The following is a 21,783-nucleotide window of genomic DNA, read 5'->3' as shown; positions in this document are numbered from 1 at the left end:
CGCTGCCTTCTTTGGGCGTTCGCCCCAAGAAGACACCCACGCTTCGTACCGCCTGCGGCAGTACAAAACGCGGGCCCCGCTCCGGGCATGCCAGAACCCCGCGGCTGTCGCCGCGCCCCCTTGACTCAAGGGGGCTTGCAGTTGGGTGGTTGGTCGATGCGCTTGCGCGATGCGCTCGCTTGCCCCAATTGCGTAATGATTAGTCGAGTGAGTGGTTGAGTTGCGCGTCCAGCGATTTGATGGGCATGCCAGAACCTCGCGGCTGTGTCGCTGCCTTCTTTGGGCGTTCGCCCCAAGAAGACACCCACGCTTCGTACCGCCTGCGGCAGTACAAAACGCGGGCCCCGTTCCGGGCATGCCAGAACCCCGCGGCTATCGCCGCGCCCCCTTGACTCAAGGGGGCTTGCAGTTGGTTGGTTGGTCGAGGCGCTTGCGCGATGCGCTTGCTTGCCCGCATTGACGAGATGGCTAGCCGAATGAGCGGGTGAACAGCTCGTCCAGTGCGTCGATGATGGTCTGGCCTTGGTCCTTGAGGGAGCCGGCAGGGTTGTTGAGCACTGCGAGCGGCACCGAGGTCATTTCCAGGGGTTGCAGGATGACGCGTTGGCCGGCGACGGTGAGTTCCGGGGTGAAGCGGGACGGGGTTGGGGAGTGCTTGGACTTGATCACCAAGGGCACGACGACGCGGCGGGGGGAGGCGTCGAAGATCTTCGACTGGACCACGACCACGTAGGGAATGTTCTTGTTCTGTCCGACGTTTGCGTAGACATCGAACTGGTTGGTCATAAGGTGGAGAACTCGTCGGCGAAGGAGCCGTGCGTGTCGGTGAAGGTCTTCCATTCGCTCGCAGCGCGCTGCAGTTCCATCGCTCTGGCGCTGTGGCTGTCGCGCTCTTTGGTGACGTAGTCGGCCAGCAGTTCTTCAACCTTTGCCGACAGGTTGCCGGTCATCGCCCGTGCCTGTGCGGCCAGGTCCGAGTTGATGGTCAGGTTCAGCGGTTTCTTTTGCGCGGAACTGTCGTAGTAACGGCTCATGGGCAGCCTCCTGTCGTTCATGCGCACGCTATGCGCATGATTGCGCAGTGTCAACGCGTACCGAAGATGTCCAGCCGTGTTTCGCCCTGGAATGTCCCGCCGGGGCCGAAGCGGCGTTCGTGGATGAAGCCGCTGCCTGCGTGATCCACCGCCACGATGGTGCTGGCGCGGGTGCCGTAGCTTTGGCCGGCGATGAAGGCGGCCGAGAGCAGGCGTTCGGTGGGCAGATCGACGCCGGTGTGAGGCAGAGCGTTGTCAGGAGCGACGGCGGCGTTGCCCAGGGCGGTCCACAGCGGTTGCAGGTCTTCGCTGCCTGTGGCGCACCAGTCATGCAAGACCGCAGTTAGCGCAGCGGTCTTGGGCCAGGGCGCGTCCAGCGGGCCGTTGGACATCCCATGGATGCCGGGAGCCAGCGCGCGTGCCAGCGGTGGGTGATTGCTGAGGTGTTCGCAGCGCTCGGCGTCGCACAGCAGCAGGTTGAACGGTGGGAACGCGTGTCCGTCCGCGGCCAGTTCCTGGGCATAGGCAGTCGCGTCGGAACTGCCGGATAGATAGTCGGCAATCAGATGACCGCGCGAGCGCCCGGACATGGTGGCCATCGGGTCACGCGCGTTGGTCACCACGGCGACTCGGCCGTCGCTGCCCAGTCCGACCCAGCTTCCGCCCGAGCGCAGGTCGCGCCCGGCCAGCACGTTGTCAGCAGGCGCCGCCCAGCGCGCAAGCGGTGCGGTGGGGCGTTCGTGGAATTCATCGCGGTTGCCTGCCAGCAGCAGGCGCCAACGTGGGTGGGTTTTCCAGGCAAGAGCGACTAAGCACATGCCGCCAAGTGTGGCGCGTTTGCGCAGCCATGCGGTGCAGCTGGCGCAGTGTGAAGTGAGACACGGGTCGTGTTTACGTAGCCTTCACGCCCCTGAATTTTTGTTCAATCTCAAAATCTGAGACGAAACAGCAACTTGTGGATAAGCTTTGAACAAGTCTCTAAAGAGTGCTGCAACTCATTGATGCGACTGGCGATTTGCGACCTTGAAAACTGTTGACAACCTTTGGCGCACTGCTAAGGTGGGCATCGGAGGGAAAACCAGGTGTTTTGTGGTTTTTCGTGGTTCAATGATCCCCCAGCGGGTATTCGAGGTTGTATTCGGTGTTTCAGGGCGAGACTGCCATCACGGTGGACGACAAGGGGCGCATGGCGGTACCTACCGCGTATCGCGACCTGGTCACGCGTGTGAGCGGCAACCGCCTGGTGCTCACCTACAACCCGTTCGAAGCCGGTTGCCTGTGGCTGTATGCGGAGAAGGAGTGGGAGCGGGTGCGCGACGATGTGATGTCCAAGCCCAACACCCAGCGCGTGGTCCGCACGCTGCAGCAAAAACTGGTGGGTTCCTCCGCCGTGCTGGAGCTGGACGCCAATGGCCGTCTGAGCATTCCGGCCAGCCACCGCAACGCGGTCGGCATCGAGAAGAAAGCCGTGCTGCTTGGCATGGGCGACAAATTCGAACTCTGGAGCGAGCAGGCACATCGCGCACTGATCCAGCAGACATTGTCTGACGGGGATCTGGGCGATGAATTGCTCGATCTCAGGTTGTGAGCCGGGGTGCCCGGATGCGCGGTGAAGCGCAGCCCGGTCACCCGGTGTCGCAGCCGCCGGCGGCCCATGTGCCGGTGCTGTACACGCAGGTTCTGGATGGCCTGCAGGTGACCGAAGGCGGAACCTATCTCGATGGCACGTTCGGGCGTGGCGGACACGCACGCGGCGTGCTGGAACACCTTGGCCCGGGAGGTCGACTGCTGGTGATGGACAAGGACCCTGAAGCGATCGCGGTGGCCGAACAGACGTTCGGCGGCGATGCGCGCGTGTCCATCCATCGCGGCAGTTTCGCCGGACTCGGTCAGGTGGTCGCCGCTGCGACCGTCGACGGCATCCTGCTGGACCTGGGCGTGTCCTCGCCGCAGCTGGACGTGGCCGGCCGCGGTTTCAGTTTCGGCAAGGACGGCCCGCTGGACATGCGCATGGATCCGGACGCCGGACAGAGCGCGGCCGAGTGGCTGGCGCATGCCAGCGATCGCGAGATCGCCGATGTGTTGTGGACCTATGGCGAAGAACGCCAGAGCCGCCGCATCGCGCGCGCCATCGTGGCGCGCCGCACCGAGCAGCCGTTGTTGCGCACCGCGCAGCTGGCCGACCTGATCGCTTCGGTGATGCCGCGCGGCGACAGCAAGACCCATCCGGCCACGCGCAGCTTTCAGGCCATCCGCATCCACATCAACCGCGAGCTGGCCGATCTGGAAGCCGGGCTGGACGCCGCGCTGGGCGCGCTCAAGCCGGGCGGCCGGTTGGCGGTGATCAGCTTCCACTCGCTGGAAGACCGCATCGTCAAGCAGTTCATGGCCCGCTACGCCAAGGCCCCGCCGAGCAACCGCCGCCTGCCCGAAGCGCAGCCGTTCGTGCCGACGCTGCAGCTGGTGACAGGCGCAGTCAAGGCCGACTTCGACGAGTTGAGCGTCAACCCGCGTGCGCGCAGCGCAGTACTGCGGGTGGCCGAGAAGTTGGGAATGGGGAATGGGGAATCGGGAATGGGTAACGGCCACAGCGCTGCTGCTCCCCGATTCCCAAATCCCGATTCCCGATTCCCGGCGGCTCCGGACGGAGACGCCCAATGAGCCGCCTGCTGCTGATCGTGCTGCTCGCCTGCAGCATCGCCTCGGCGATCGGGGTGGTGTACATGCGCCACATGCACCGCAAGCTGTTCGTGCAGTTGTCCAAGCTCGAACACGCGCGCGATGAATTGAATATCGAATTCGGCCGGCTGCAGCTGGAGCAGGCCACCTGGGCGGAAAGCAATCGTGTCGATCAGGTCGCGCGTGCGCGCATCGGGATGAAGTTCCCGGAGACCAACGACATCGTGGTGGTGCGCCCATGACGAAGTCGCACAACAGCCTTTTTGAACGTCGCAGCCGACCGCAGGGTGGCGCACAAGCAGCTTCGCCCATGACAAAACGGCACGACGGCCGTTTTGCACGGCGCAGCCGCCCGCAGAGTGGCGCACAAGCAGGTGCGCCCATGACAAAACGGCAGGACAGCCGTTTTGCACGGCGCAGCCGCCCGCAGGGTGGCGCACACGGAGGTGCGCCATGAAAGCCGGCCGCAACCGCCCCCGTAGCAACTTCAACCTGCGCGGCCGGCTGACCCTGGTCGGCATCGCGCTGGGTTTGTGTTCGGTGACGTTGATCGGGCGTGCTGCATTCGTGCAGCTGGTTAACCGCGATTTCTATCAGCGCCAGGGCGAAGCGCGCTATCTGCGTGAGCTGCCGATCGCCACCTCGCGCGGCATGATCACCGACCGCAATGGCGAGCCGTTGGCCGTGTCCACGCCGGTGGAATCGATCTGGGTCAATCCGCAGGAACTGCTGCGCAACCCCGACCGCATTCCCGAGTTGGCCAAGGCGCTCGGCCAGCCGCTGGACGAGTTGAACGCCAAGCTGGCGCAAAAGGCCGGCAAGGAATTCATGTACCTGCAGCGCCGGATCAACCCGGACAAGGCGCATGCGATCGTCGAGTTGAAGATCCCGGGCGTGTTTTCGCAGCGCGAGTTCCGTCGCTTCTATCCGCAAGGCGAAGCGATGGCCCACGTGCTGGGCTTCACCAATATCGACGACCGCGGCCAGGAAGGGCTGGAGCTGGCCTTCGACGAATGGCTGCGCGGCAAGCCCGGCTCCAAGAAGGTGGTGCGCGATGCGCGCGGCGCCATCGTGGAGAGCGTGGATCTGGTGCGTCCGGCGCAGCCGGGCAAGGATCTGACGCTGAGTATCGACCGCCGCATCCAGTTCCTGGCCTACAAGGAGCTGCGTAACGCGTTGGTCGAAAACAATGCCGCTGGCGGGTCGATGGTGGTGATGGATGTGGCCACCGGCGAAGTGTTGGCGATGGTCAACCTGCCGACCTACAACCCCAACTCGGTGACCGGCATCAATCCGTCGGCACGGCGCAATCGTGCCGTCACCGATCTGGTCGAGCCGGGCTCGACGATGAAGCCGTTGACCGTGGCCACCGCGCTGACCGCCGGTGTGGTGACCAAGGACACCGTCATCGATACCAACCCCGGCTATATGTCGGTGGGGCGCTTCACCATTCGCGATGTGCCGCGCAACAACGGCGTGCTCAACGTCACCGGCGTGATCACCCGCAGCTCCAATATCGGTGCGGCCAAGATCGCGGCCAAGGTGCCGGACCAGACGTTTTATCAGTCGATCCGCAACTTCGGTTACGGCAGCGCGCCGCATAGCGGTTTTCCGGGCGAATCGGCTGGTGTGGTGCTGCAGCCGGCGCGCTGGAGCGGCCCGTCCAAGACCACGATGTCGTACGGCTACGGCCTGTCGGTGACGCCGCTGCAGATTGCGCAGGCGTACGCCACGCTGGGCAACGGCGGCAAGCTGACGCCGCCGACCTTCGTGCGTGGTCAGCACAACGAGACCCGTCAGGTGATCACCCCCGAGGTGGCGCGCCAGGTCATCGACATGATGGAGACGGTGGTGACTCAGGGCGGCGCCAAGGGCGCGGCGATCCTGGGCTATCACGTGGCCGGCAAGACCGGTACCGCGCGCAAGAACGGCGCCAATGGTTACGAGCGCGGGCATTACAACGCGCTGTTTGCCGGTCTGGTACCGGCCACGCGCCCGCGTTTTGCCACCGTCATCGTCATCAACGACCCGCAGGGCAAGGTGTATTACGGCGGCCTGGTGTCGGCGCCGGTGTTCCACAAGGTGATGGAAGGTGCGCTGCGGTTGATGGACGTGCCGCCGGATGACATCCAGTCGTGGCTGGCCGCGCAGGCTGCCGGCAAGACCGGTCAACCGATCGTCAAGCCGCAACCGGCCGATCTGGATCCGGCGCTGGTGCCGGACCCTGTGGATGAAGTCTCCGCCGGCATTCCGACCGCGATCGCACCGCCGCCTGCGCCTGCGCAGCCTGCGCCGTTGCAGGAGAGCCGTCAGTGAGTCGCGCCATGCCGCTGTCGCAGCTGCTGCCGGACCTGACGCTTGCGCGCGATGTGCAGGTGTCCGGCCTGGTGATGGACAGCCGTGCAGTGCGCGCAGGCGATGCGTTCGTGGCGATCGCCGGCTTCGGCGCGCATGGGCTGGGCTTCGTCGAGCAGGCGCGCGCCAATGGTGCGGTGGCGGTGTTGTTCGAGCCGCCCGCGCCTGCCGATCTGCCGGCGCCTGCCGATGCGATTGCCGTGCCCGGCTTGCGTGCGCGGCTTGGCAGCATGGCCGATCAGTTTCATGGCCATCCGTCGCGCACGTTGCGGATGGTGGGCGTCACCGGCACCAACGGCAAGACCTCCACCGTGCAGCTGCTGGCGCAGGCGCTGACCTTGCTCGGCACGCCCACCGGCACGCTCGGGACGCTGGGCGTCGGCCTGTATGGCAGCGCCGTCCCGACCGGTTTCACCACGCCGTTGGTGCTGCCCACGCATGCGTTGCTGGCACAGCTGCGCGATGAAGGCGCGCAAGCCGCAGCGATGGAAGTGAGCTCGCACGCGCTCGATCAGGGCCGCGTGGATGCGGTGCATTTCGACGTGGCGGTGTTCACCAATCTCACCCGCGATCATCTCGATTATCACGGCGATATGGCGCAGTACGGCGCGGCCAAGGCCAAGCTGTTCACGCGCGCTGGGTTGCAAGCTGCGGTGGTGAATCTGGACGACGCATTCGGCCGCACCCTGTTCGCCTCGCTCGATCCTGCGCTGCGCGCGATCGGTGTGAGTTCGCGCGGGCAGGCTGGCGCCACGCTGCGCGCCGACGCACTGCAGCTGGATCACAACGGCATCAGCTTCGCGCTGCGGATCGATGCCAGCGTCCACGCCGTGCATTCGCCATTGCTGGGTCGCTTCAACGTGGACAACCTGCTGGCGGTCGCCGGTGCCTTGCATGCGCTGGATCATGCGCCGGTGCAGATCGCCCAGGTGTTGGGCCAGCTGCAGCCGATCCACGGCCGCATGAATCGCCTCGGTGGCGCGCATGGCGCACCGCTGGTAGTGGTCGATTACGCACACACGCCCGACGCGCTGGAACAGGCATTGGCCAGCCTGCGCTCGCATGCGCAGGACCGGCTGATCTGCGTGTTCGGTTGCGGCGGCGAACGCGACACCGGCAAGCGCTCGCAAATGGCCGCCATTGCCGAACTCAATGCCGATGTGGCAATCGTCACCGACGACAACCCGCGCGGCGAAGACGGCGATGTCATCGTTGCCGATATCGTGCGCGGCTTTGCGCGCCCGGATGCAGCCATCGTGCAGCGCGACCGCGCCGTTGCGATCCATCAGGCCATCAGCATGGCTAGCGCGTCGGACATCGTGCTGATCGCCGGCAAGGGCCACGAGCCGTACCAGGAAGTGGCTGGCGTGCAGCATGCCTTCGACGATGCAGTGGTGGCGGCGCAGGCCTTGCTGCCGCGCACCGTGCTGGGAGTGCGCGCATGAAGCTCACCCCGCTGTCGTTGATCGCGCATTGGGCAGGCGGCGAGCTGCACGGCTACGATGCCATGATCGATGCGGTCGGCAACGACACGCGCACGCTGTCCAACGGCAGCCTGTATGTGGCGCTGCGCGGCGAGCGGTTCGATGGGCACGACTTCGCTGCCGATGCGCTCGCGCAGGGCGCCAGCGGGTTGCTGGTGGATCGTTTGTTGCCCACGCTGAGCGTGCCGCAGGTGTTGGTGCAGAACACTGAGCTGGCGCTGGCGCGGATTGCTGCCGGCATGCAGCGCGATCGCGCCACCCGCGTGATCGCGTTGACCGGGTCCAACGGCAAGACCAGCGTCAAGGCGCTGCTGCTGTCGATCCTGACCGAAGCAGGGCGTGTCGATGGCACCACCGTCTATGCCACGCCGGGCAATCGCAATAACGAAATCGGCTTGCCGCTGGCAGTGATCGCCGCGCCGGACGATGCAGATGTTGCCATCTATGAAATGGGTGCCGGCAAGCCGGGCGATATCGCCTACCTCACCGACATCGCGCGGCCGCATGTTGCGCTGGTCAACAACATCGCGCCGGCGCACCTGGAGCGCCTGGGCAGCCTGCTCGGCGTTGCACAGACCAAGGGCGCGATCTATGCCGCGCTGCCGTCCGATGGCGTGGCGGTGATCAATGCCGACGATGCTTTCGGCGCCTGGTTCGAGCAGCAACTGCACGCGCAGCCCGTGCAGGGCCGTCGCGTGTTGCGTTATGGCCTGCAGGCCAGCGCCGATATCACCGCACGTCAACTGCGACTGCAGGCCGACGGCGCGCAGTTCACGCTGGTAACCCCTCAGGGCGAGGCGCAGATTGCGCTGCCATTGCCGGGCCGCCACAACGTGCTCAACGCATTGGCTGCGACCGGCTTGGCACTGGGCGCCGGGATCGCGCTGCCGATCATCGCCGCTGGCCTGGCGCAGGCGCGCCCGGTGGCTGGCCGGCAGATCGCCCATCGCTTGCCCGGTGGCGCGGTGTTGATCGACGACAGTTACAACGCCAACCCTGGCTCGCTGGATGCGGCCATCGATGCACTGGCTGCCGCGCCGGGCGATGGCTGGCTGGTGCTGGGCGACATGCGCGAACTCGGCGCCGACGCCGCGGCACTGCATGCCGCTGCCGGACGTCGCGCACGCGCGGCCAAGTTGCAGCGTCTATACGCGTTGGGCGAGCTCAGCGCCGCTGCCGCGCAGGCGTTCGGCGAGGGCGGCCGCGTGTTTGCCACACATGCCGCCTTGGCGACGGCATTGCAGGCGGATCTGGCGCAGGTCGCCGGTTCGCAGACTCAAACGCAGGAATCTTCTTTGATGCACGAACACACTGGTGCGGCGGCGCAGGCTGTCGCCACCCCCGCGCAACTTCCGCCCACGCTGCTGGTAAAAGGCTCCCGCGGCAGCGCCATGGACCGCATCGTCGCCGCGCTGCTCGCACCGTCGGAGGATGCCTCCCATGCTGCTTGAGCTGGCGCGTTGGCTACAGCAACTGGAGAGCCTGTTCGGGCTGTTCAACTATCTGACCTTCCGCGGCATTCTGGCGGCGTTGACGTCGTTGTTCCTGTCTTTGTGGATGGGCCCTGCAGTGATCCGCAAGCTGGCCCAGTTCAAGGGCGGCCAGCCGATCCGCCAGGACGGCCCGCAAACGCATTTCTCCAAGGCCGGCACGCCGACCATGGGCGGCTCGCTGATCCTGCTCACCGTCACCTTGTCGGTGCTGCTGTGGGGCGACTTGCGCAACCGTTATGTGTGGCTGGTGCTGGCGGTGATGCTCTGCTTCGGTGCGATCGGCTGGTACGACGACTGGATCAAGATCGTGCGTCGCGATCCCAACGGCCTCAAGTCGCGCTGGAAGTATCTGCTGCAGTCGATCTTCGGCCTGGCCGCCGGCCTGTTCCTGTTCTACACCGCCGACGTGCCGGCGGCGATCACCTTCTACATTCCGATGTTCAAGTCGATCGCGCTGCCGCTGGCCGGCGTGAGCTTCGTGGTGATCGCTTATTTCTGGATCGTCGGCTTCTCCAACGCGGTGAACCTCACCGACGGTCTGGATGGTCTGGCGATCATGCCGACCGTGCTGGTGGCCTGCGCGCTGGGCGTATTTGCATATGCCTCGGGTAACGTGGTGTTTGCCGAATACCTGAAAATCCCGCTGATTCCGGGCGCCGGCGAGCTGATCATCATCTGCTCGGCGATCGCCGGGGCAGGTCTGGGCTTTCTGTGGTTCAACACCTACCCGGCCATGGTGTTCATGGGCGACATCGGCGCGCTTTCGCTGGGTGCGGTGCTTGGCACCATCGCGGTGATCGTGCGCCAGGAAATGGTGCTGGTGATCATGGGCGGCGTGTTCGTCATCGAAACGCTGTCGGTGATGATCCAGGTCGCCAGCTTCAAGCTCACCGGCAAGCGCGTGTTCCGCATGGCGCCGATCCACCACCACTTCGAACTCAAGGGTTGGCCGGAGCCGCGCGTGATCGTGCGCTTCTGGATTATTTCGGTGGTGCTGGTGCTGATCGGCCTTGCCACGTTGAAGGTGCGCTGATGAACGACATGTCCCGCCAGGCCACACGACTGGACGCCATCGGCGGCCGCTACGACCCGTGGCTGCTCGGCGCGGCGGCCACGCTCGCGTCGCTGGGCGTGGTGATGGTGGCGTCCAGTTCGATCGAGCTGTCCGACAACCCGTTTTATTACCTGACCCGCCATCTGCTGTTTCTGGGCATCGGCGTGGGCCTGGCGTTCTGGGCGATGCGTACCGAGCTCAAGACCATCGAGCAATACAACCAGGTATTGCTGCTGGCCTGCTTCGGTCTGTTGATGGTGGTGTTCGTGCCCGGCCTGGGCAGCAGCGTCAACGGCGCCAAGCGCTGGATCAACCTGGGCGTGTCGAAATTCCAGACCGTGGAAGCGGTCAAGGTGCTCTACATCGTGTGGCTGTCCAGCTACCTGGTGCGCTTTCGCGATGAGGTCAACGCGACCTGGCCAGCGATGCTCAAGCCGCTGGGTGTGGCGATCGCATTGGTGGGGCTGTTGCTGATGCAGCCGGACTTCGGCTCGTCCACGCTGCTGCTGGCGATCACCGCCGGCATGCTGGTGCTGGGCGGGGTGAACCTGCCGCGCATGTCGATGCCCATCGTGTTCGGCCTGCCGGTGTTCGCCTTCATCGCGATTCTGGAGCCGTACCGCCTGCGTCGCATCACCTCGTTCCTGGATCCGTGGGCCGATCAGCTGGGCTCCGGCTATCAGTTGTCGAACGCGTTGATGGCGGTCGGCCGCGGCCAGTGGACCGGCGCAGGGCTGGGTGCCTCGGTGCAGAAGCTCAACTATCTGCCCGAAGCGCATACCGACTTCATCTTTTCGGTGATTGCCGAAGAGCTGGGTTTTGTCGGCGTCTGCGGTGTGATCTCGCTGTACGCACTGCTGGTCGGCCGAGCGTTCTGGCTGGGCATGCGCTGCGTGGAGATGAAGCGCCATTTCTCCGGCTACATCGCCTTCGGTATCGGTCTGTGGATCAGCCTGCAGAGCTTCGTGTCGGTGGGTGTGAATCTGGGCATTTTGCCAACCAAGGGCCTGACCCTGCCGTTGATTTCCTCCGGCGGTTCGTCGGTGCTGATGACGTGCGTGGCGATGGGCTTGCTGCTGCGCGTGTCCTATGAAATGGATCGCGCCGAGCGCCTGCGCAGCAAGTTGTCGCCGCAGGGTGCGGGCGCGCCATCGGCTGAGCCGGCCGAGCCGGTGGTCGAGTCGGTGCCGCCTGCCTATGCAGCGGGACGCAAGCCGCAGCGCGAGACTGCGGCGGCGCCTGCACCGGTGGCAGCGACGTCAGCTGCAGCACCCTCGGTGGCGCCGGCATCGGCCATCCTGCGTGGCACCAGCCGCATGCAGCCGCGTGTGGAACCGACCTTCGGGAGGATTGCATGAGCGTTGATGCGAATCCCTCGCAACATCCCGCACAACCATCTGCGGGCGGTCGACCTGTCATGATTTTGGCTGGCGGCACCGGCGGGCATATTTTCCCGGGTCTGGCAGTGGCCAAGGTGCTGCGTGCGCGTGGCGTGCCAGTGACCTGGCTGGGCGCCGACGGCGCAATGGAAACGCGGCTGGTGCCGCAGCACGATATTCAGATTGACACGCTGGCCATCAGTGGCCTGCGCGGCAAGGGCGTGATCAAGTTGCTTGGCGCACCGGTGCGGGTGATGCGTGCAGTGCGCGCTGCCGGCTTCGTGTTGCGCAAGCGACAGCCGCGCGCGGTGGTCAGCTTCGGCGGCTTTGCGGCTGGCCCGGGTGGCTTGGCTGCACGTCTGCTCGGCGTGCCATTGCTCGTGCACGAACAAAATCGCGCGCCCGGCATGACCAACAAGGTGTTGTCGCGTTTTGCGCGCCGCGTACTGACCGGTTTCCCCGGCAGCTTTGCTGGCGAAGAAGCGGTGGGTAATCCGGTGCGCGCAGAAATCGCCGCGCTTCCTGCGCCGTCCACGCGCTTGATCGGGCGGGGTGGCCCCGTACGCGTGTTGGTGCTCGGCGGCAGCCAGGGCGCACGCGCATTGAATCAAGCCGTGCCGTCGGCACTGGCCGCGCTCGGGCATCCGGATGTCGAAGTGCGCCATCAGTGCGGCGAAAAGCTGCGCGCCGAAGCCGAGGCTTCCTATGCGCAGGCTGCGGTACAGGCGAGCGTCGAACCGTTCATTGCCGACATGGCCGCCGCCTACGCTTGGGCCGATCTGGTGGTGTGCCGCGCCGGCGCCTCTACCCTGGCCGAGCTGTGCGCCGCCGGTGTCGGCAGCGTGCTGGTGCCCTTTGCCGCCGCTGTCGACGATCACCAGACCCGCAATGCCGAATATCTGGTCGGCGCCGACGCCGCCGTGCTGCTCAAGCAGGACGACACCTTGCCCGTGCGCCTGCAGCAGGTCTTGCAGACCCTGCTCACCGACCCCGCGCGCCGCCTGTCGATGGCGCAAGCCGCCCGCACCCTGGCCAAACCGGATGCCGCCGAGCGCATTGCCGACATCATTCTGCAAGAGGCCGGGAGTGGTGAGTCGGGATTGGGGGATAGGAAGAGCTCAGATCAACCGCAGGAATACACCTCAATGCACGCAGACAAGCGCACCGACCAGGCGTCCGTCGCCGTTGGTGCTTCGCTTCACACGATTCCCGATTCCCGATTCCCGATTCGCATTTCCTCAGGAGGTGCCCAGTGATCCGCCGTCTGCAGGACAGTGGCGATCTGGTCCGCGCATTTCCGCGCGTGCACTTCGTCGGCATCGGCGGCACCGGCATGAGCGGCATTGCCGAGGTCATGCTGACGCTGGGCTATGAAGTGTCCGGCTCGGACAACGCTGACAATGCGGCCACCCGCCGCCTGGCCAAGCTCGGTGCGCGCGTGATGCGCGGCCACTCGGCCGCCAACGTGCTCGGTACCGACTGCGTGGTGGTGTCCAGCGCGATCCGCGAAGACAACCCCGAGCTGATGGAAGCGCGCAGCCAGCGCATTCCGATCATGCCGCGCGCGGCGATGCTGGCCGAATTGATGCGCTTCCGTCGCGGCATCGCAGTCGCCGGCACGCACGGCAAGACCACCACCACCAGCCTGGCTGCGGCCGTGCTGAGCGAAGGTGGCCTGGACCCGACCTTCGTCATCGGCGGGCAACTGTTGGCGGCCGGCGCCAATGCCAAGCTCGGTGGCGGCCAGTGGCTGGTGGCCGAAGCCGATGAAAGCGATGGCAGCTTCCTGCGCCTGAATCCGTTGATGGCGGTGATTACCAACATCGACTCGGATCACCTGGAAAACTACGGCAACGATTTCTCGCGCATCCAGGCGGCATTCGCAGAATTCCTGCAGCGCCTGCCGTTCTATGGCCTGGCCCTGCTGTGTATCGACGACCCGGAAGTGGCCGCACTGGCCGGCAAAACGCCGCGCCACGTGATGAGCTACGGCATGAGCGAAAACGCCGACGTACGCGCCGAAGATGTGGTGCAGGACGGCCCGCGCATGCGCTTCACCCTGCGTCTGCCCGAAGGCACCACCACGCCGGTGACGCTGGCCTTGCCGGGCCGTCACAACGTGCTCAATGCACTGGCCGCTGCCGCGATCGGTTGGCAGCTCGGCGTGGAGCCGCAGACCATTGCGCGTGCGCTGGAAAATTTTGCGGGCATCGGCCGGCGTTTCAACGATCTGGGCGAAGTCACCACCAGCACCGGTGCACGCGTGCGGGTGGTCGACGATTACGGCCACCACCCGCGCGAGCTGGAAGCGGTGTTCGCCGCCGCCCGCGGTGGCTGGCCGGACAAGCGCCTGGTCGTCGCATTCCAGCCGCACCGTTACAGCCGTACCCGCGATCAGTTCGACGCATTCGCCGCCGTGCTCAGCACCGTCGATGCATTGGTGTTGAGTGAAGTCTATCCGGCCGGCGAAGCGCCGATTCCCGGTGCAGACTCGCGTGCCCTGGCGCGTGCCATCCGTGCGCGCGGCCGTAGCGAGCCGGTCGTGGTTGGTCAGATTGCCGGCCTGGCCGAAGTGTTGCCGGACGTGCTGCAGGACGGCGATCTGCTGTTGATGATGGGTGCCGGCGACATCGGCTATGTGGCGCAGCACATCATCAATCACGGTTTTGTCGGAGAGCAGGCATGAGCGCGGTGATCGCCGCTGCACGCAGCAACGATCCGGCAGCGTTCGGGCGTGTCGCCGTGCTGCTCGGCGGTACCTCGTCCGAGCGCGAAGTGTCGCTGAATTCCGGCAGCAACGTGCTGGACGCGCTGCGCGCGCGCGGTGTCGATGCGCAGCCGGTCGACGGCATTCCCGCATTGGCGCAAGCACTGGTCGCGCAGCGCTTCGACCGCGTGTTCAACGTATTGCATGGCCATAACGGCGGCGGCGAAGACGGCATCGTGCAAGGCTTGATGGAAGCCTTCGGCATTCCGTACACCGGCTCCAACGTGCTCGGCTCGGCGTTGAGCATGGACAAGATCCGCACCAAGCAGGTGTGGTTGTCGCTGGATTTGCCGACGCCGCGTTACGCGCGTCTGGCCGCCGGCGCCAGCGCAGACCAGATCCACGCCGCTGCACGACAGATCGGCTTGCCGGTGATCGTCAAGCCCGCTAACGAAGGCTCCAGCGTCGGCATCAGCCGCGTGTTCGATCAGGCCCAACTCGAAGAAGCGGTGCTGCTGGCTGCGCGCTACGACGGCGCGTTGTTGATGGAACAACTGATCGAAGGCGACGAACTCACCGTGGCCGTGCTCGGCGAGACCGCGCTGCCGTCGATCCGCATCGTGCCGAAGGGCCAGTGGTACGACTACAACGCCAAGTACGTGGCCGACGATACCCAGTACCTGTGCCCGGGTCTGGATGGCGATGCCGAAACCCAGATCGGTCAGCTGGCACTGGACGCGTTCCGCGCTGCTGGCGCACGCGGTTGGGGCCGCGTCGATGTCATGCGCGATCGCAGCAGCGGCCGGCTGTATCTGCTCGAAGTGAACACCGCTCCGGGCATGACCAGCCACTCGCTAGTCCCCAAAGCCGCGCGTCAGCTCGGCATCGATTTCGAAGAACTGGTCTGGCGCGTGCTGGAGCAGACGCTATGACGCCGGGAATGGGGAATCGGAAATCGGGAATCGGTAACAGCGGCCGCGTTGTTGCCGTTGCGATTCCCTATTCCCGATTCCCCATTCCCACACGCGGAGCGTGCCCATGAACGCCACCCTGCGCATCCTGGCCTGGTTGATCGCGGTGGCGCTGGTCGCGTTGCCGGTGGTGGCCGTGCTCAATGGATGGGTGGGTGCCGAGCGCTGGCCGTTGGCGAAGTTGCGGGTGTCCGGCGATTTCAAGCGAGTGCCGGCCGAAGAATTGCGCGCGGTGGTATTGCCGTATGCACGCTCGGGCTTTTTTGCGGTGAAGCTGCAACAGGCGCAAGACGCCATCGCGCGCTTGCCGTGGGTGGAAAGCGCGCAGGTGCGCAAGCGTTGGCCGGACGTGCTGGAAGTGCATGTGACCGAGCACAAGCCGTTCGCGCGCTGGGGTACCGACCGCATGCTGTCCGAACAGGGCCGGTTATTCCGCACCCCGCCGTTGTTGAAGGATTTCAAGTTGCCGCAACTCGGCGGCCCGGACAGCAAGACCCAGGATGTGGTGGCGCTGTACAACGAGTCGCGCGCATTGTTCGCGCCGACCGGGCTGGACGTGGAGCGTCTGGAGATGGACGCGCGCGGCAGCTGGTCGCTGGGTTTGAGTAATGGGCTGCAGATCGTGATCGGCCGCGACGATGCGCGTGCGCGCCTGCAGCGATTCGCACGCGTGCTGCCGCAGCTGGCCGATCCGCAGCGCCCGATCGCGCGCGCCGACCTGCGCTACACCAACGGCTTTACGGTCGAACGCGCGCCGGGCGAGACCCCGCACGACGCCAAAAAATCCAAGACCACTGCGCCGGCGACACCCGGCGCGCCGCCGGCCGAGGTACCTCCCATCGCCGCGCGCTTTCCGCATCGCCTGATCGATCGTCTGGCCTCTGCGCTTCCGTCATTCACTCTTCAACGCAGTCTGCATACATGAATCGCAAAGGCGACAAATCCCTCATCGTTGGACTGGACATCGGCACCTCCAAGGTCGTCGCGCTGGTCGGCGAGTACTCGCCCGGCAATCCGATCGAAGTGATCGGCATCGGTTCGCATGAGTCGCGCGGTCTCAAGCGCGGCGTGGTGGTGGATATCGAATCCACCGTGCAGTCGATCCAGCGCGCGGTCGAAGAAGCCGAGCTGATGGCCGGCTGCGAAATCCGCTCGGTGTACGCATCGATCTCCGGCAACCACGTGCAGTGCAAGAACTCGCCCGGCATCGTGCCGATCCGCGACGGCGAAGTGACCTGGAGCGACCTGGAGCGCGTGCTCGACGCCGCCAAGGCCGTGGCCATTCCTGCCGACCAACGCATCCTGCATGCGATCCCGCGCGAATACGTGCTGGACGATTCGCAGGAAGGTATCCGCAACCCGGTCGGCATGACTGGCGTGCGCCTGGAGGTGCATGCGCACCTGGTCGTGTGCGCGCAATCGGCCGCCGCCAACATCACAAAGTGCGTGCAGAAATGCGGCCTGCAGGTGGACGATCTGGTGCTGTCCTCGCTGGCCTCGTCGGTTGCCGTGCTGACCGCCGACGAGCGCGAGTTGGGCGTGGTGCTGGTGGATATCGGCGCCGGCACCACCGACTTGGCGGTGTACGTGCAGGGCGCGATCTGCCACACCGCGTCGCTGCCGATCGCTGGTGACCACGTCACCAACGACATCGCGCACATGCTGCGTACGCCTACGCCGGAAGCCGAGCAGATCAAGGTGCGCTACGCCTGCGCCCTGGCGCAGCTGGCCACCGCCGAAGAAAGCATCCAGGTGCCGTCGGTGGGCGACCGCCCGCCGCGCCGCATGCCGCGTCACGCGCTCGCGCAGGCTGTGCAGGGCCGTTACGAAGAAATTTTTGAAATGGTGCAGGCCGAACTGCGCCGCTCCGGCTTCGAAGAAATGGTGCGCGCCGGCATGGTGCTCACCGGTGGCGCGTCGAAGATGGAAGGCGTGGTCGAACTGGCCGAAGAGATGTTGCAGATGCCGGTGCGCGTGGGCATTCCGCAGCACGTGACCGGCCTGGGCGAAGTTGTCGGCAACCCGGTGCACGCCTCCGGCGTGGGCCTGTTGCTAATGGGCAGCCAGATTGAACACCCGCGCCGCCCGTCGATCCCGACCGGGCGCGCGGGAAGCTTGTTCAAGAAATTGAAGAACTGGTATCGCGGCGAATTCTGAAGAATCGGGAATCGGGATTCGAGAATTGGTTGAAGCAAAAGCAAAGCGGTTGCGGCAGGTTTGAGTGGAGAGCGGTGAGAGCGGGCAGGGCGTAGTTTTTTTGTGGTGACACCGAGGAAGCAGTGGTTGGCGTGGAGGTGATTCGCTGTTGCGATTCCCCATTCCCAATTCCCCATTTCCCGGCATTCAAACAACAACATTCGCCGACATGCGGGTGTTGGGCTGGCGAACGGAGCAATCCGATTCCCCATTCCCGATTCCCCATTCACGGCATCTAAAAAGGACACTGACATGGCACATTTTGAACTGATCGAAAAGATGGCTCCCAACGCGGTAATCAAGGTCGTTGGCGTGGGTGGTGGCGGCGGTAACGCGGTTGCGCACATGGTCAACACCAATGTCGATGGCGTGGAATTCATCACCGCCAACACCGACTCGCAGGCGATCAAGAACTGCGGCGCCAAGTTGCAGCTGCAGCTCGGCACCAACGTGACCAAGGGCCTGGGCGCAGGCGCCAATCCGGAAGTCGGCCGTCAGGCGGCGCTGGAAGATCGCGAACGCATCATGGACGCGCTGCAGGGTGCGGACATGGTGTTCATCACCGCCGGCATGGGCGGCGGCACCGGTACCGGCGCGGCCCCCGTGGTTGCGCAGCTGGCCAAGGAAATGGGCATCCTGACCGTGGCCGTGGTCACCAAGCCGTTCCCGTTCGAAGGCCGTCGCCGCATGCAGGTGGCGTTGAAGGGCATCGAGGAACTGAGCCAGCATTGCGACTCGCTGATCACCATTCCCAATGAAAAGCTGATCACCGTGCTTGGCCGCAACGCCACCATGATCCAGGCCTTCCGCGCTGCCAACGACGTGCTGCAGGGCGCCGTGCAGGGCATCGCCGATCTGATCGTGCGTCCGGGTCTGATCAACGTCGACTTTGCCGACGTGCGCACCGTGATGTCGGAAATGGGTCTGGCCATGATGGGCACCGGTTCGGCACGCGGCGACGATCGCGCGCAGGCCGCTGCCGAAGCCGCCATCCAGAACCCGCTGCTGGACGATGTGAACCTGGCGGGTGCCAACGGCATCCTGGTCAACATCACCGCCGGCCCGGACTTCACCATGGCCGAGTTCGACGAGATCGGCCGCACCATCGAAGCGTTCGCGTCGGAAGATGCGACCGTGGTCGTCGGCACCGTGCTCGACCCGGACATGCAGGACGAAGTGCGCGTCACCGTGGTCGCCACTGGCTTGAACCGTGCGGTTTCCCGCCAGACCCAGCGTCCGGACCAGCGCGCGCCGATCAAGCTGGTGCGCAATGCCACCACCGGCCAGCCGGAATTTGGCGACTTCGACACCACCAGCGGCGACGCGGTGTCCAAGGCCGTCGGCGGCAGCATGGGCCTGGGCCTGCGTCGTCCGAGCAGCGACTCGGTCGGCAGCAGCCACAGCGCCGGCAATGCTGCGCCGCCGGCTGCAGACCTGCCCAACGATTACCTGGATATCCCGGCGTTCCTGCGCCGCCAGGCCGACTGATGGGCGTCGGCTACGTTGCTACGGCGGCGTAGCCCGTCCCACCCGACGCTGTCGGGGGTGTAATGCCATGTCCTTTTCTGCCGGATCGGTCACGATCCGGCAGCTTTTACAATGGCAAGACCGGGACATGACACGTTTCGTCACGCGCAACTTGTTAAAATTCGGATAATGTTCATCAGATAAGACGGTCGGTTCAGCGTCTGTCTGCATCGTTCCCCCAGACTTCGCATATGACCCAGCAACGCACTCTCAAAAACACCATTCGCGCCACCGGCGTCGGCTTGCATAGCGGCGACAAGGTGTACATGACGCTGCGACCGGCCCCGGTCGATCACGGCGTGGTGTTCCGGCGTGTGGACCTGGAGCCGGTCGTCGAGGTCCCTGCCGACGCGGAGTTGGTCACCGAGACCACACTGTGCACCGGTCTGACCTGCAACGGCGCCAAGATCCAGACCGTCGAACACCTGATGTCGGCACTGGCCGGCCTGGGTGTGGACAACGTCATCGTCGAGCTGTCCTCGGCCGAGTTGCCGATCATGGACGGTTCGTCCGGCCCGTTCGTGTTCCTGCTGCAGTCGGCAGGCATCGTCGAGCAGAACAAGGCCAAGCGCTTCATCCGCATCAAACAGCCGGTGGAAGTGCGCGAGGGCGACAAGGTCGCGCGCTTCGAGCCGTACGACGGCTACAAGCTGGGTTTCACCATCGAATTCAATCACCCGATGATCCCGGCCAAGCAGTCGCGCCAGGAAATCGAGTTTTCCACCTCGGCGTACGTCAAGGAGATCTCGCGCGCCCGCACCTTCGGCTTCATGCGCGATCTCGAGTACATGCGCGAGCGCAATCTGGGCCTGGGCGGTTCGATGGACAACGCCATCGTGCTGGACGAGTTCCGCGTGCTCAACGAGGATGGCCTGCGTTACACCAACGAATTTGTGCGCCACAAGATCCTGGATGCCATCGGCGACCTCTATCTGGCCGGCGGCGCCATCCTGGGCGCCTACGAAGGCTTCAAATCCGGTCACGCGCTCAACAACAAGCTGGTACGCGCGCTGCTGGCGGATCAGGCCGCCTGGGAATGGGTCAGCTTCCCCGAAGGAACCGAGCAGCCGCCGGTGACCTACGCCAGCCCCGTCTACGCCTGAAGCAGGCAAGACCCGCCGCGCAGCCTTCCGGTTCGCGCGGCCTCTGCCTGATGGCGATGGGCCGCTGCATGAGGTCGGCTAAACGCCGCCGCACCCTGGCGACGACCGTTCTCCGACTGTGTCTACCCCGCGGCTATGTGTCAGGGAATGCCGCAATCGGCACCGAAAGCGTGAACCGGGTCGGATTTAGGTCCCGTTCTTAACTCTTTTTTAAGACTTCTCTAACTCCTGCGGGCGCCATGACCGCTAGGATGCGTCGGGTCGTGCGTGATCTTCGCAATCTTTTCACGCACTGCTGGCCGCCCCGAAACGGCGGCAGGGACGTCACCGCTTGGTCGGCACGACGTCCTGCAAGGATGCCAATGCCTCGCGCAGACCCTTGTGCGTGGCTTCGGACACCGGCCGTGGACGGTCGCGGTTCTGCTGTGTTGGGGAATGCAGCGGAGTGCTTGCCGTCTTGACGGTCACTGCGGTGGCCTTCAACCCGATGGATCGGGCGGCATCAAGGAGTTGGGTCTCGGCAAGCCGCACCTTGGCATGCCAGATCGGCGAATCAACCAGAAAAACGAGCTGTTCGCCTCGGACATTGGCCAACCGGCAACGGGTGGCCAGATGGGGCGGTAACAGGGGGCGCAACTGCCGGTCCAGCGCATCGAGCCACAAGGCTCGGCGCAAGGGGTCGCCAGCCTTTTCACCCAGCGCGGCCTCGATGGCTTGCTGCGGAGCGGAAGGGTTACGTGCGTTGGACTTGGGCTTGGACATGACACTCATATGGCGTTAAAAAAAGTTGTAATCAAATCTCGCGAAACCCGGGCCCAGCGTGTGGCTCGACAGTTCCAGGGCTTTGCGTCGGATCGACCGATGGTGGTGCTCGGTGCCGTACTTGGCCTGGGCATGCTGATCGGCGTCGGTGCAAGCACCGCTACCGGCATGGTGACCAATTCCGCGCTGCAGGCCAAGGTCGCGCAGCAGCAGGCCGAGCTGGCCCAGGCGCAGCGCGCCTCGCAGGCACAGGTCAATGCACTTGCCGCACGCATGGGCGAGCTGCAGGCGCAGGCCACCCGCCTCAACGCGTTGGGCGAGCGGCTGACTGAAATGGGCAAGTTGAAGGACGGCGAGTTCGACTTCGACGAACCGGTCGGCGTCGGTGGCGGCGATGAGCCGGTCAGCGACATGCCGGTCGAATCGCTCAAGGAGACGCTAGGGCAAGTCGAACAGCAGTTCTCGGCCTCCGGCCAACAACTGAACGTACTGGCGTCGCTGATGTTCGATCATCAGCTCGAGCAGAATTCGGTGCCCTCGCGGATGCCGATCCGCAACACCTATATCACCTCGGGCTTTGGCGGCCGCGCCGATCCGTTCGACGGCGGTTCGGCCTTCCACAAGGGCGTGGACTTCCACGCCAACGTGGGCGACCCGGTAATGTCGGTCGCCGACGGCGTGGTCAGCTACGCCGGTGTGCGGGGCGGTTACGGCAACGTGGTCGAAGTGGATCACGGCAATGGCTACGTCACCCGCTATGCGCACAACTCGCGGCTGGTGGTGAAGGTGGGCGATCTGGTCCGCGCCGGCCAGCAGGTGGCCAGGGCCGGTTCCAGCGGTCGTTCGACCGGCGCGCACGTGCATTTCGAGGTGTGGGCCGATGGCCGTGTGGTCAATCCGCGCAAGTTCCTGGGCGACACCAATACACCAGTAGGGCGCCGAGGGCGCGGTTGACGAAGGCATGGCACGCTCCGATGGAGGTGCTTGATTCGTGAAGGCTCGCCCCAAGCTACAATAGGGTGTTGCCATGACAGGGCGC

The 21,783-nt window shown here is 65.1% G+C and carries 20 protein-coding genes; 16 read left to right on the top strand and 4 right to left on the bottom strand.

Annotated features, from left to right (window positions below; all coding sequences use genetic code 11):
- Positions 1–468 precede the first annotated feature (468 nt).
- The 3 genes from ABQZ00_RS16350 to ABQZ00_RS16340 are packed head-to-tail and all read right to left on the bottom strand — an operon-like array spanning position 469 to position 1,852.
- Complete coding sequence (locus ABQZ00_RS16350; protein ID WP_323538755.1) at positions 469–786, bottom strand: CcdB family protein; 318 nt, start codon at positions 784–786, stop codon at positions 469–471.
- Positions 783–1,034, bottom strand: a complete 252-nt coding sequence (locus tag ABQZ00_RS16345; protein WP_055850909.1) for a type II toxin-antitoxin system CcdA family antitoxin — start codon at positions 1,032–1,034, stop codon at positions 783–785. The genes ABQZ00_RS16350 and ABQZ00_RS16345 overlap by 4 nt, the downstream gene beginning before the upstream one ends.
- Before the next feature lie 50 nt (positions 1,035–1,084).
- On the bottom strand, positions 1,085–1,852 hold the full coding sequence (locus ABQZ00_RS16340; RefSeq protein ID WP_323538756.1) for an NRDE family protein: 768 nt from the start codon (positions 1,850–1,852) through the stop codon (positions 1,085–1,087).
- A gap of 323 nt (positions 1,853–2,175) precedes the next feature.
- Here ABQZ00_RS16340 and mraZ point away from each other — a divergent pair, with 323 nt between their 5' ends.
- From mraZ to lpxC, 15 genes are all read left to right on the top strand, one after another.
- Positions 2,176–2,622, top strand: a complete 447-nt coding sequence (gene mraZ, locus ABQZ00_RS16335) for a division/cell wall cluster transcriptional repressor MraZ (protein WP_033006748.1) — start codon at positions 2,176–2,178, stop codon at positions 2,620–2,622.
- A 14-nt stretch (positions 2,623–2,636) separates the two neighbouring features.
- Positions 2,637–3,695 (top strand): 16S rRNA (cytosine(1402)-N(4))-methyltransferase RsmH, encoded by a 1,059-nt coding sequence (gene rsmH, locus ABQZ00_RS16330; RefSeq protein ID WP_323538868.1) that lies wholly within the window; start codon positions 2,637–2,639, stop codon positions 3,693–3,695.
- A complete protein-coding gene (gene ftsL, locus ABQZ00_RS16325) occupies positions 3,692–3,955 on the top strand; it encodes a cell division protein FtsL (protein ID WP_055850917.1) in 264 nt (87 codons plus the stop codon). Before rsmH ends, ftsL begins: the two co-directional genes overlap by 4 nt.
- A 211-nt stretch (positions 3,956–4,166) precedes the next feature.
- Positions 4,167–6,029, top strand: coding sequence for a peptidoglycan D,D-transpeptidase FtsI family protein (locus tag ABQZ00_RS16320; protein ID WP_055850920.1), 1,863 nt, complete (start codon positions 4,167–4,169; stop codon positions 6,027–6,029).
- Positions 6,030–6,037: 8 nt separating this feature from the next.
- The gene (locus ABQZ00_RS16315; protein WP_323538869.1) at positions 6,038–7,513 is read left to right on the top strand and encodes a UDP-N-acetylmuramoyl-L-alanyl-D-glutamate--2,6-diaminopimelate ligase; all 1,476 of its coding nucleotides are present in this window, start codon (positions 6,038–6,040) and stop codon (positions 7,511–7,513) included.
- Positions 7,510–9,003 carry a UDP-N-acetylmuramoyl-tripeptide--D-alanyl-D-alanine ligase gene (locus tag ABQZ00_RS16310; protein ID WP_323538757.1) on the top strand — a complete coding sequence of 498 codons (1,494 nt, stop codon included), beginning with the start codon at positions 7,510–7,512 and terminating at the stop codon, positions 9,001–9,003. The genes ABQZ00_RS16315 and ABQZ00_RS16310 overlap by 4 nt, the downstream gene beginning before the upstream one ends.
- Positions 8,993–10,078, top strand: a complete 1,086-nt coding sequence (gene mraY, locus ABQZ00_RS16305; RefSeq protein WP_055850927.1) for a phospho-N-acetylmuramoyl-pentapeptide-transferase — start codon at positions 8,993–8,995, stop codon at positions 10,076–10,078. Before ABQZ00_RS16310 ends, mraY begins: the two co-directional genes overlap by 11 nt.
- Positions 10,078–11,457, top strand: a complete 1,380-nt coding sequence (gene ftsW, locus ABQZ00_RS16300; protein ID WP_115527106.1) for a putative lipid II flippase FtsW — start codon at positions 10,078–10,080, stop codon at positions 11,455–11,457. Before mraY ends, ftsW begins: the two co-directional genes overlap by 1 nt.
- Positions 11,454–12,734 (top strand): undecaprenyldiphospho-muramoylpentapeptide beta-N-acetylglucosaminyltransferase, encoded by a 1,281-nt coding sequence (gene murG, locus ABQZ00_RS16295; protein ID WP_323538758.1) that lies wholly within the window; start codon positions 11,454–11,456, stop codon positions 12,732–12,734. Before ftsW ends, murG begins: the two co-directional genes overlap by 4 nt.
- Positions 12,731–14,164, top strand: a complete 1,434-nt coding sequence (gene murC / locus ABQZ00_RS16290; RefSeq protein ID WP_055850935.1) for a UDP-N-acetylmuramate--L-alanine ligase — start codon at positions 12,731–12,733, stop codon at positions 14,162–14,164. Before murG ends, murC begins: the two co-directional genes overlap by 4 nt.
- On the top strand, positions 14,161–15,117 hold the full coding sequence (locus ABQZ00_RS16285) for a D-alanine--D-alanine ligase (RefSeq protein WP_323538759.1): 957 nt from the start codon (positions 14,161–14,163) through the stop codon (positions 15,115–15,117). The genes murC and ABQZ00_RS16285 overlap by 4 nt, the downstream gene beginning before the upstream one ends.
- Positions 15,118–15,223: 106 nt before the next feature.
- The gene (locus ABQZ00_RS16280; protein ID WP_323538760.1) at positions 15,224–16,081 is read left to right on the top strand and encodes a cell division protein FtsQ/DivIB; all 858 of its coding nucleotides are present in this window, start codon (positions 15,224–15,226) and stop codon (positions 16,079–16,081) included.
- The gene (ftsA, locus tag ABQZ00_RS16275) at positions 16,078–17,313 is read left to right on the top strand and encodes a cell division protein FtsA (RefSeq protein ID WP_003485272.1); all 1,236 of its coding nucleotides are present in this window, start codon (positions 16,078–16,080) and stop codon (positions 17,311–17,313) included. The genes ABQZ00_RS16280 and ftsA overlap by 4 nt, the downstream gene beginning before the upstream one ends.
- Before the next feature lie 291 nt (positions 17,314–17,604).
- On the top strand, positions 17,605–18,840 hold the full coding sequence (gene ftsZ, locus ABQZ00_RS16270) for a cell division protein FtsZ (RefSeq protein WP_055850941.1): 1,236 nt from the start codon (positions 17,605–17,607) through the stop codon (positions 18,838–18,840).
- Positions 18,841–19,070: 230 nt separating this feature from the next.
- Entirely contained in the window at positions 19,071–19,982 is a 912-nt protein-coding gene (gene lpxC, locus ABQZ00_RS16265; protein WP_055850944.1) for a UDP-3-O-acyl-N-acetylglucosamine deacetylase, read from the top strand.
- Between the two features lie 324 nt (positions 19,983–20,306).
- On the opposite strand, the gene ABQZ00_RS16260 is transcribed toward lpxC, so the two are convergent.
- The gene (locus ABQZ00_RS16260; RefSeq protein WP_082473545.1) at positions 20,307–20,753 is read right to left on the bottom strand and encodes a DciA family protein; all 447 of its coding nucleotides are present in this window, start codon (positions 20,751–20,753) and stop codon (positions 20,307–20,309) included.
- Here ABQZ00_RS16260 and ABQZ00_RS16255 point away from each other — a divergent pair, their 5' ends adjacent.
- Entirely contained in the window at positions 20,754–21,698 is a 945-nt protein-coding gene (locus ABQZ00_RS16255) for a M23 family metallopeptidase (protein WP_055850947.1), read from the top strand.
- The last annotated feature ends 85 nt before the right edge of the window (positions 21,699–21,783 follow it).

The organism is Xanthomonas sp. WHRI 10204 (genome assembly GCF_040202875.1).
Classification (GTDB): domain Bacteria; phylum Pseudomonadota; class Gammaproteobacteria; order Xanthomonadales; family Xanthomonadaceae; genus Xanthomonas.
Note: the sequence above shows the minus strand (reverse complement) of the source record. Positions and strands in the feature narration are given on the sequence as shown.

Bases quoted from the DNA above. Each gene is read 5' to 3' on its own strand.
- lpxC (WP_055850944.1), top strand. From the start codon at position 19,071: ATGACCCAGCAACGCACTCTCAAAAACACCATTCGCGCCACCGGCGTC.
- ABQZ00_RS16315 (WP_323538869.1), top strand. From the start codon at position 6,038: ATGCCGCTGTCGCAGCTGCTGCCGGACCTGACGCTTGCGCGCGATGTG.
- ABQZ00_RS16340 (WP_323538756.1), bottom strand. From the start codon at position 1,852: ATGTGCTTAGTCGCTCTTGCCTGGAAAACCCACCCACGTTGGCGCCTG.
- ftsL (WP_055850917.1), top strand. From the start codon at position 3,692: ATGAGCCGCCTGCTGCTGATCGTGCTGCTCGCCTGCAGCATCGCCTCG.
- ABQZ00_RS16255 (WP_055850947.1), top strand. From the start codon at position 20,754: ATGGCGTTAAAAAAAGTTGTAATCAAATCTCGCGAAACCCGGGCCCAG.
- ABQZ00_RS16310 (WP_323538757.1), top strand. From the start codon at position 7,510: ATGAAGCTCACCCCGCTGTCGTTGATCGCGCATTGGGCAGGCGGCGAG.
- ABQZ00_RS16345 (WP_055850909.1), bottom strand. From the start codon at position 1,034: ATGAGCCGTTACTACGACAGTTCCGCGCAAAAGAAACCGCTGAACCTG.
- ABQZ00_RS16320 (WP_055850920.1), top strand. From the start codon at position 4,167: ATGAAAGCCGGCCGCAACCGCCCCCGTAGCAACTTCAACCTGCGCGGC.
- ABQZ00_RS16285 (WP_323538759.1), top strand. From the start codon at position 14,161: ATGAGCGCGGTGATCGCCGCTGCACGCAGCAACGATCCGGCAGCGTTC.
- ABQZ00_RS16280 (WP_323538760.1), top strand. From the start codon at position 15,224: ATGAACGCCACCCTGCGCATCCTGGCCTGGTTGATCGCGGTGGCGCTG.
- ftsW (WP_115527106.1), top strand. From the start codon at position 10,078: ATGAACGACATGTCCCGCCAGGCCACACGACTGGACGCCATCGGCGGC.
- rsmH (WP_323538868.1), top strand. From the start codon at position 2,637: ATGCGCGGTGAAGCGCAGCCCGGTCACCCGGTGTCGCAGCCGCCGGCG.
- ABQZ00_RS16350 (WP_323538755.1), bottom strand. From the start codon at position 786: ATGACCAACCAGTTCGATGTCTACGCAAACGTCGGACAGAACAAGAAC.
- ABQZ00_RS16260 (WP_082473545.1), bottom strand. From the start codon at position 20,753: ATGAGTGTCATGTCCAAGCCCAAGTCCAACGCACGTAACCCTTCCGCT.
- murG (WP_323538758.1), top strand. From the start codon at position 11,454: ATGAGCGTTGATGCGAATCCCTCGCAACATCCCGCACAACCATCTGCG.
- ftsA (WP_003485272.1), top strand. From the start codon at position 16,078: ATGAATCGCAAAGGCGACAAATCCCTCATCGTTGGACTGGACATCGGC.
- ftsZ (WP_055850941.1), top strand. From the start codon at position 17,605: ATGGCACATTTTGAACTGATCGAAAAGATGGCTCCCAACGCGGTAATC.
- mraY (WP_055850927.1), top strand. From the start codon at position 8,993: ATGCTGCTTGAGCTGGCGCGTTGGCTACAGCAACTGGAGAGCCTGTTC.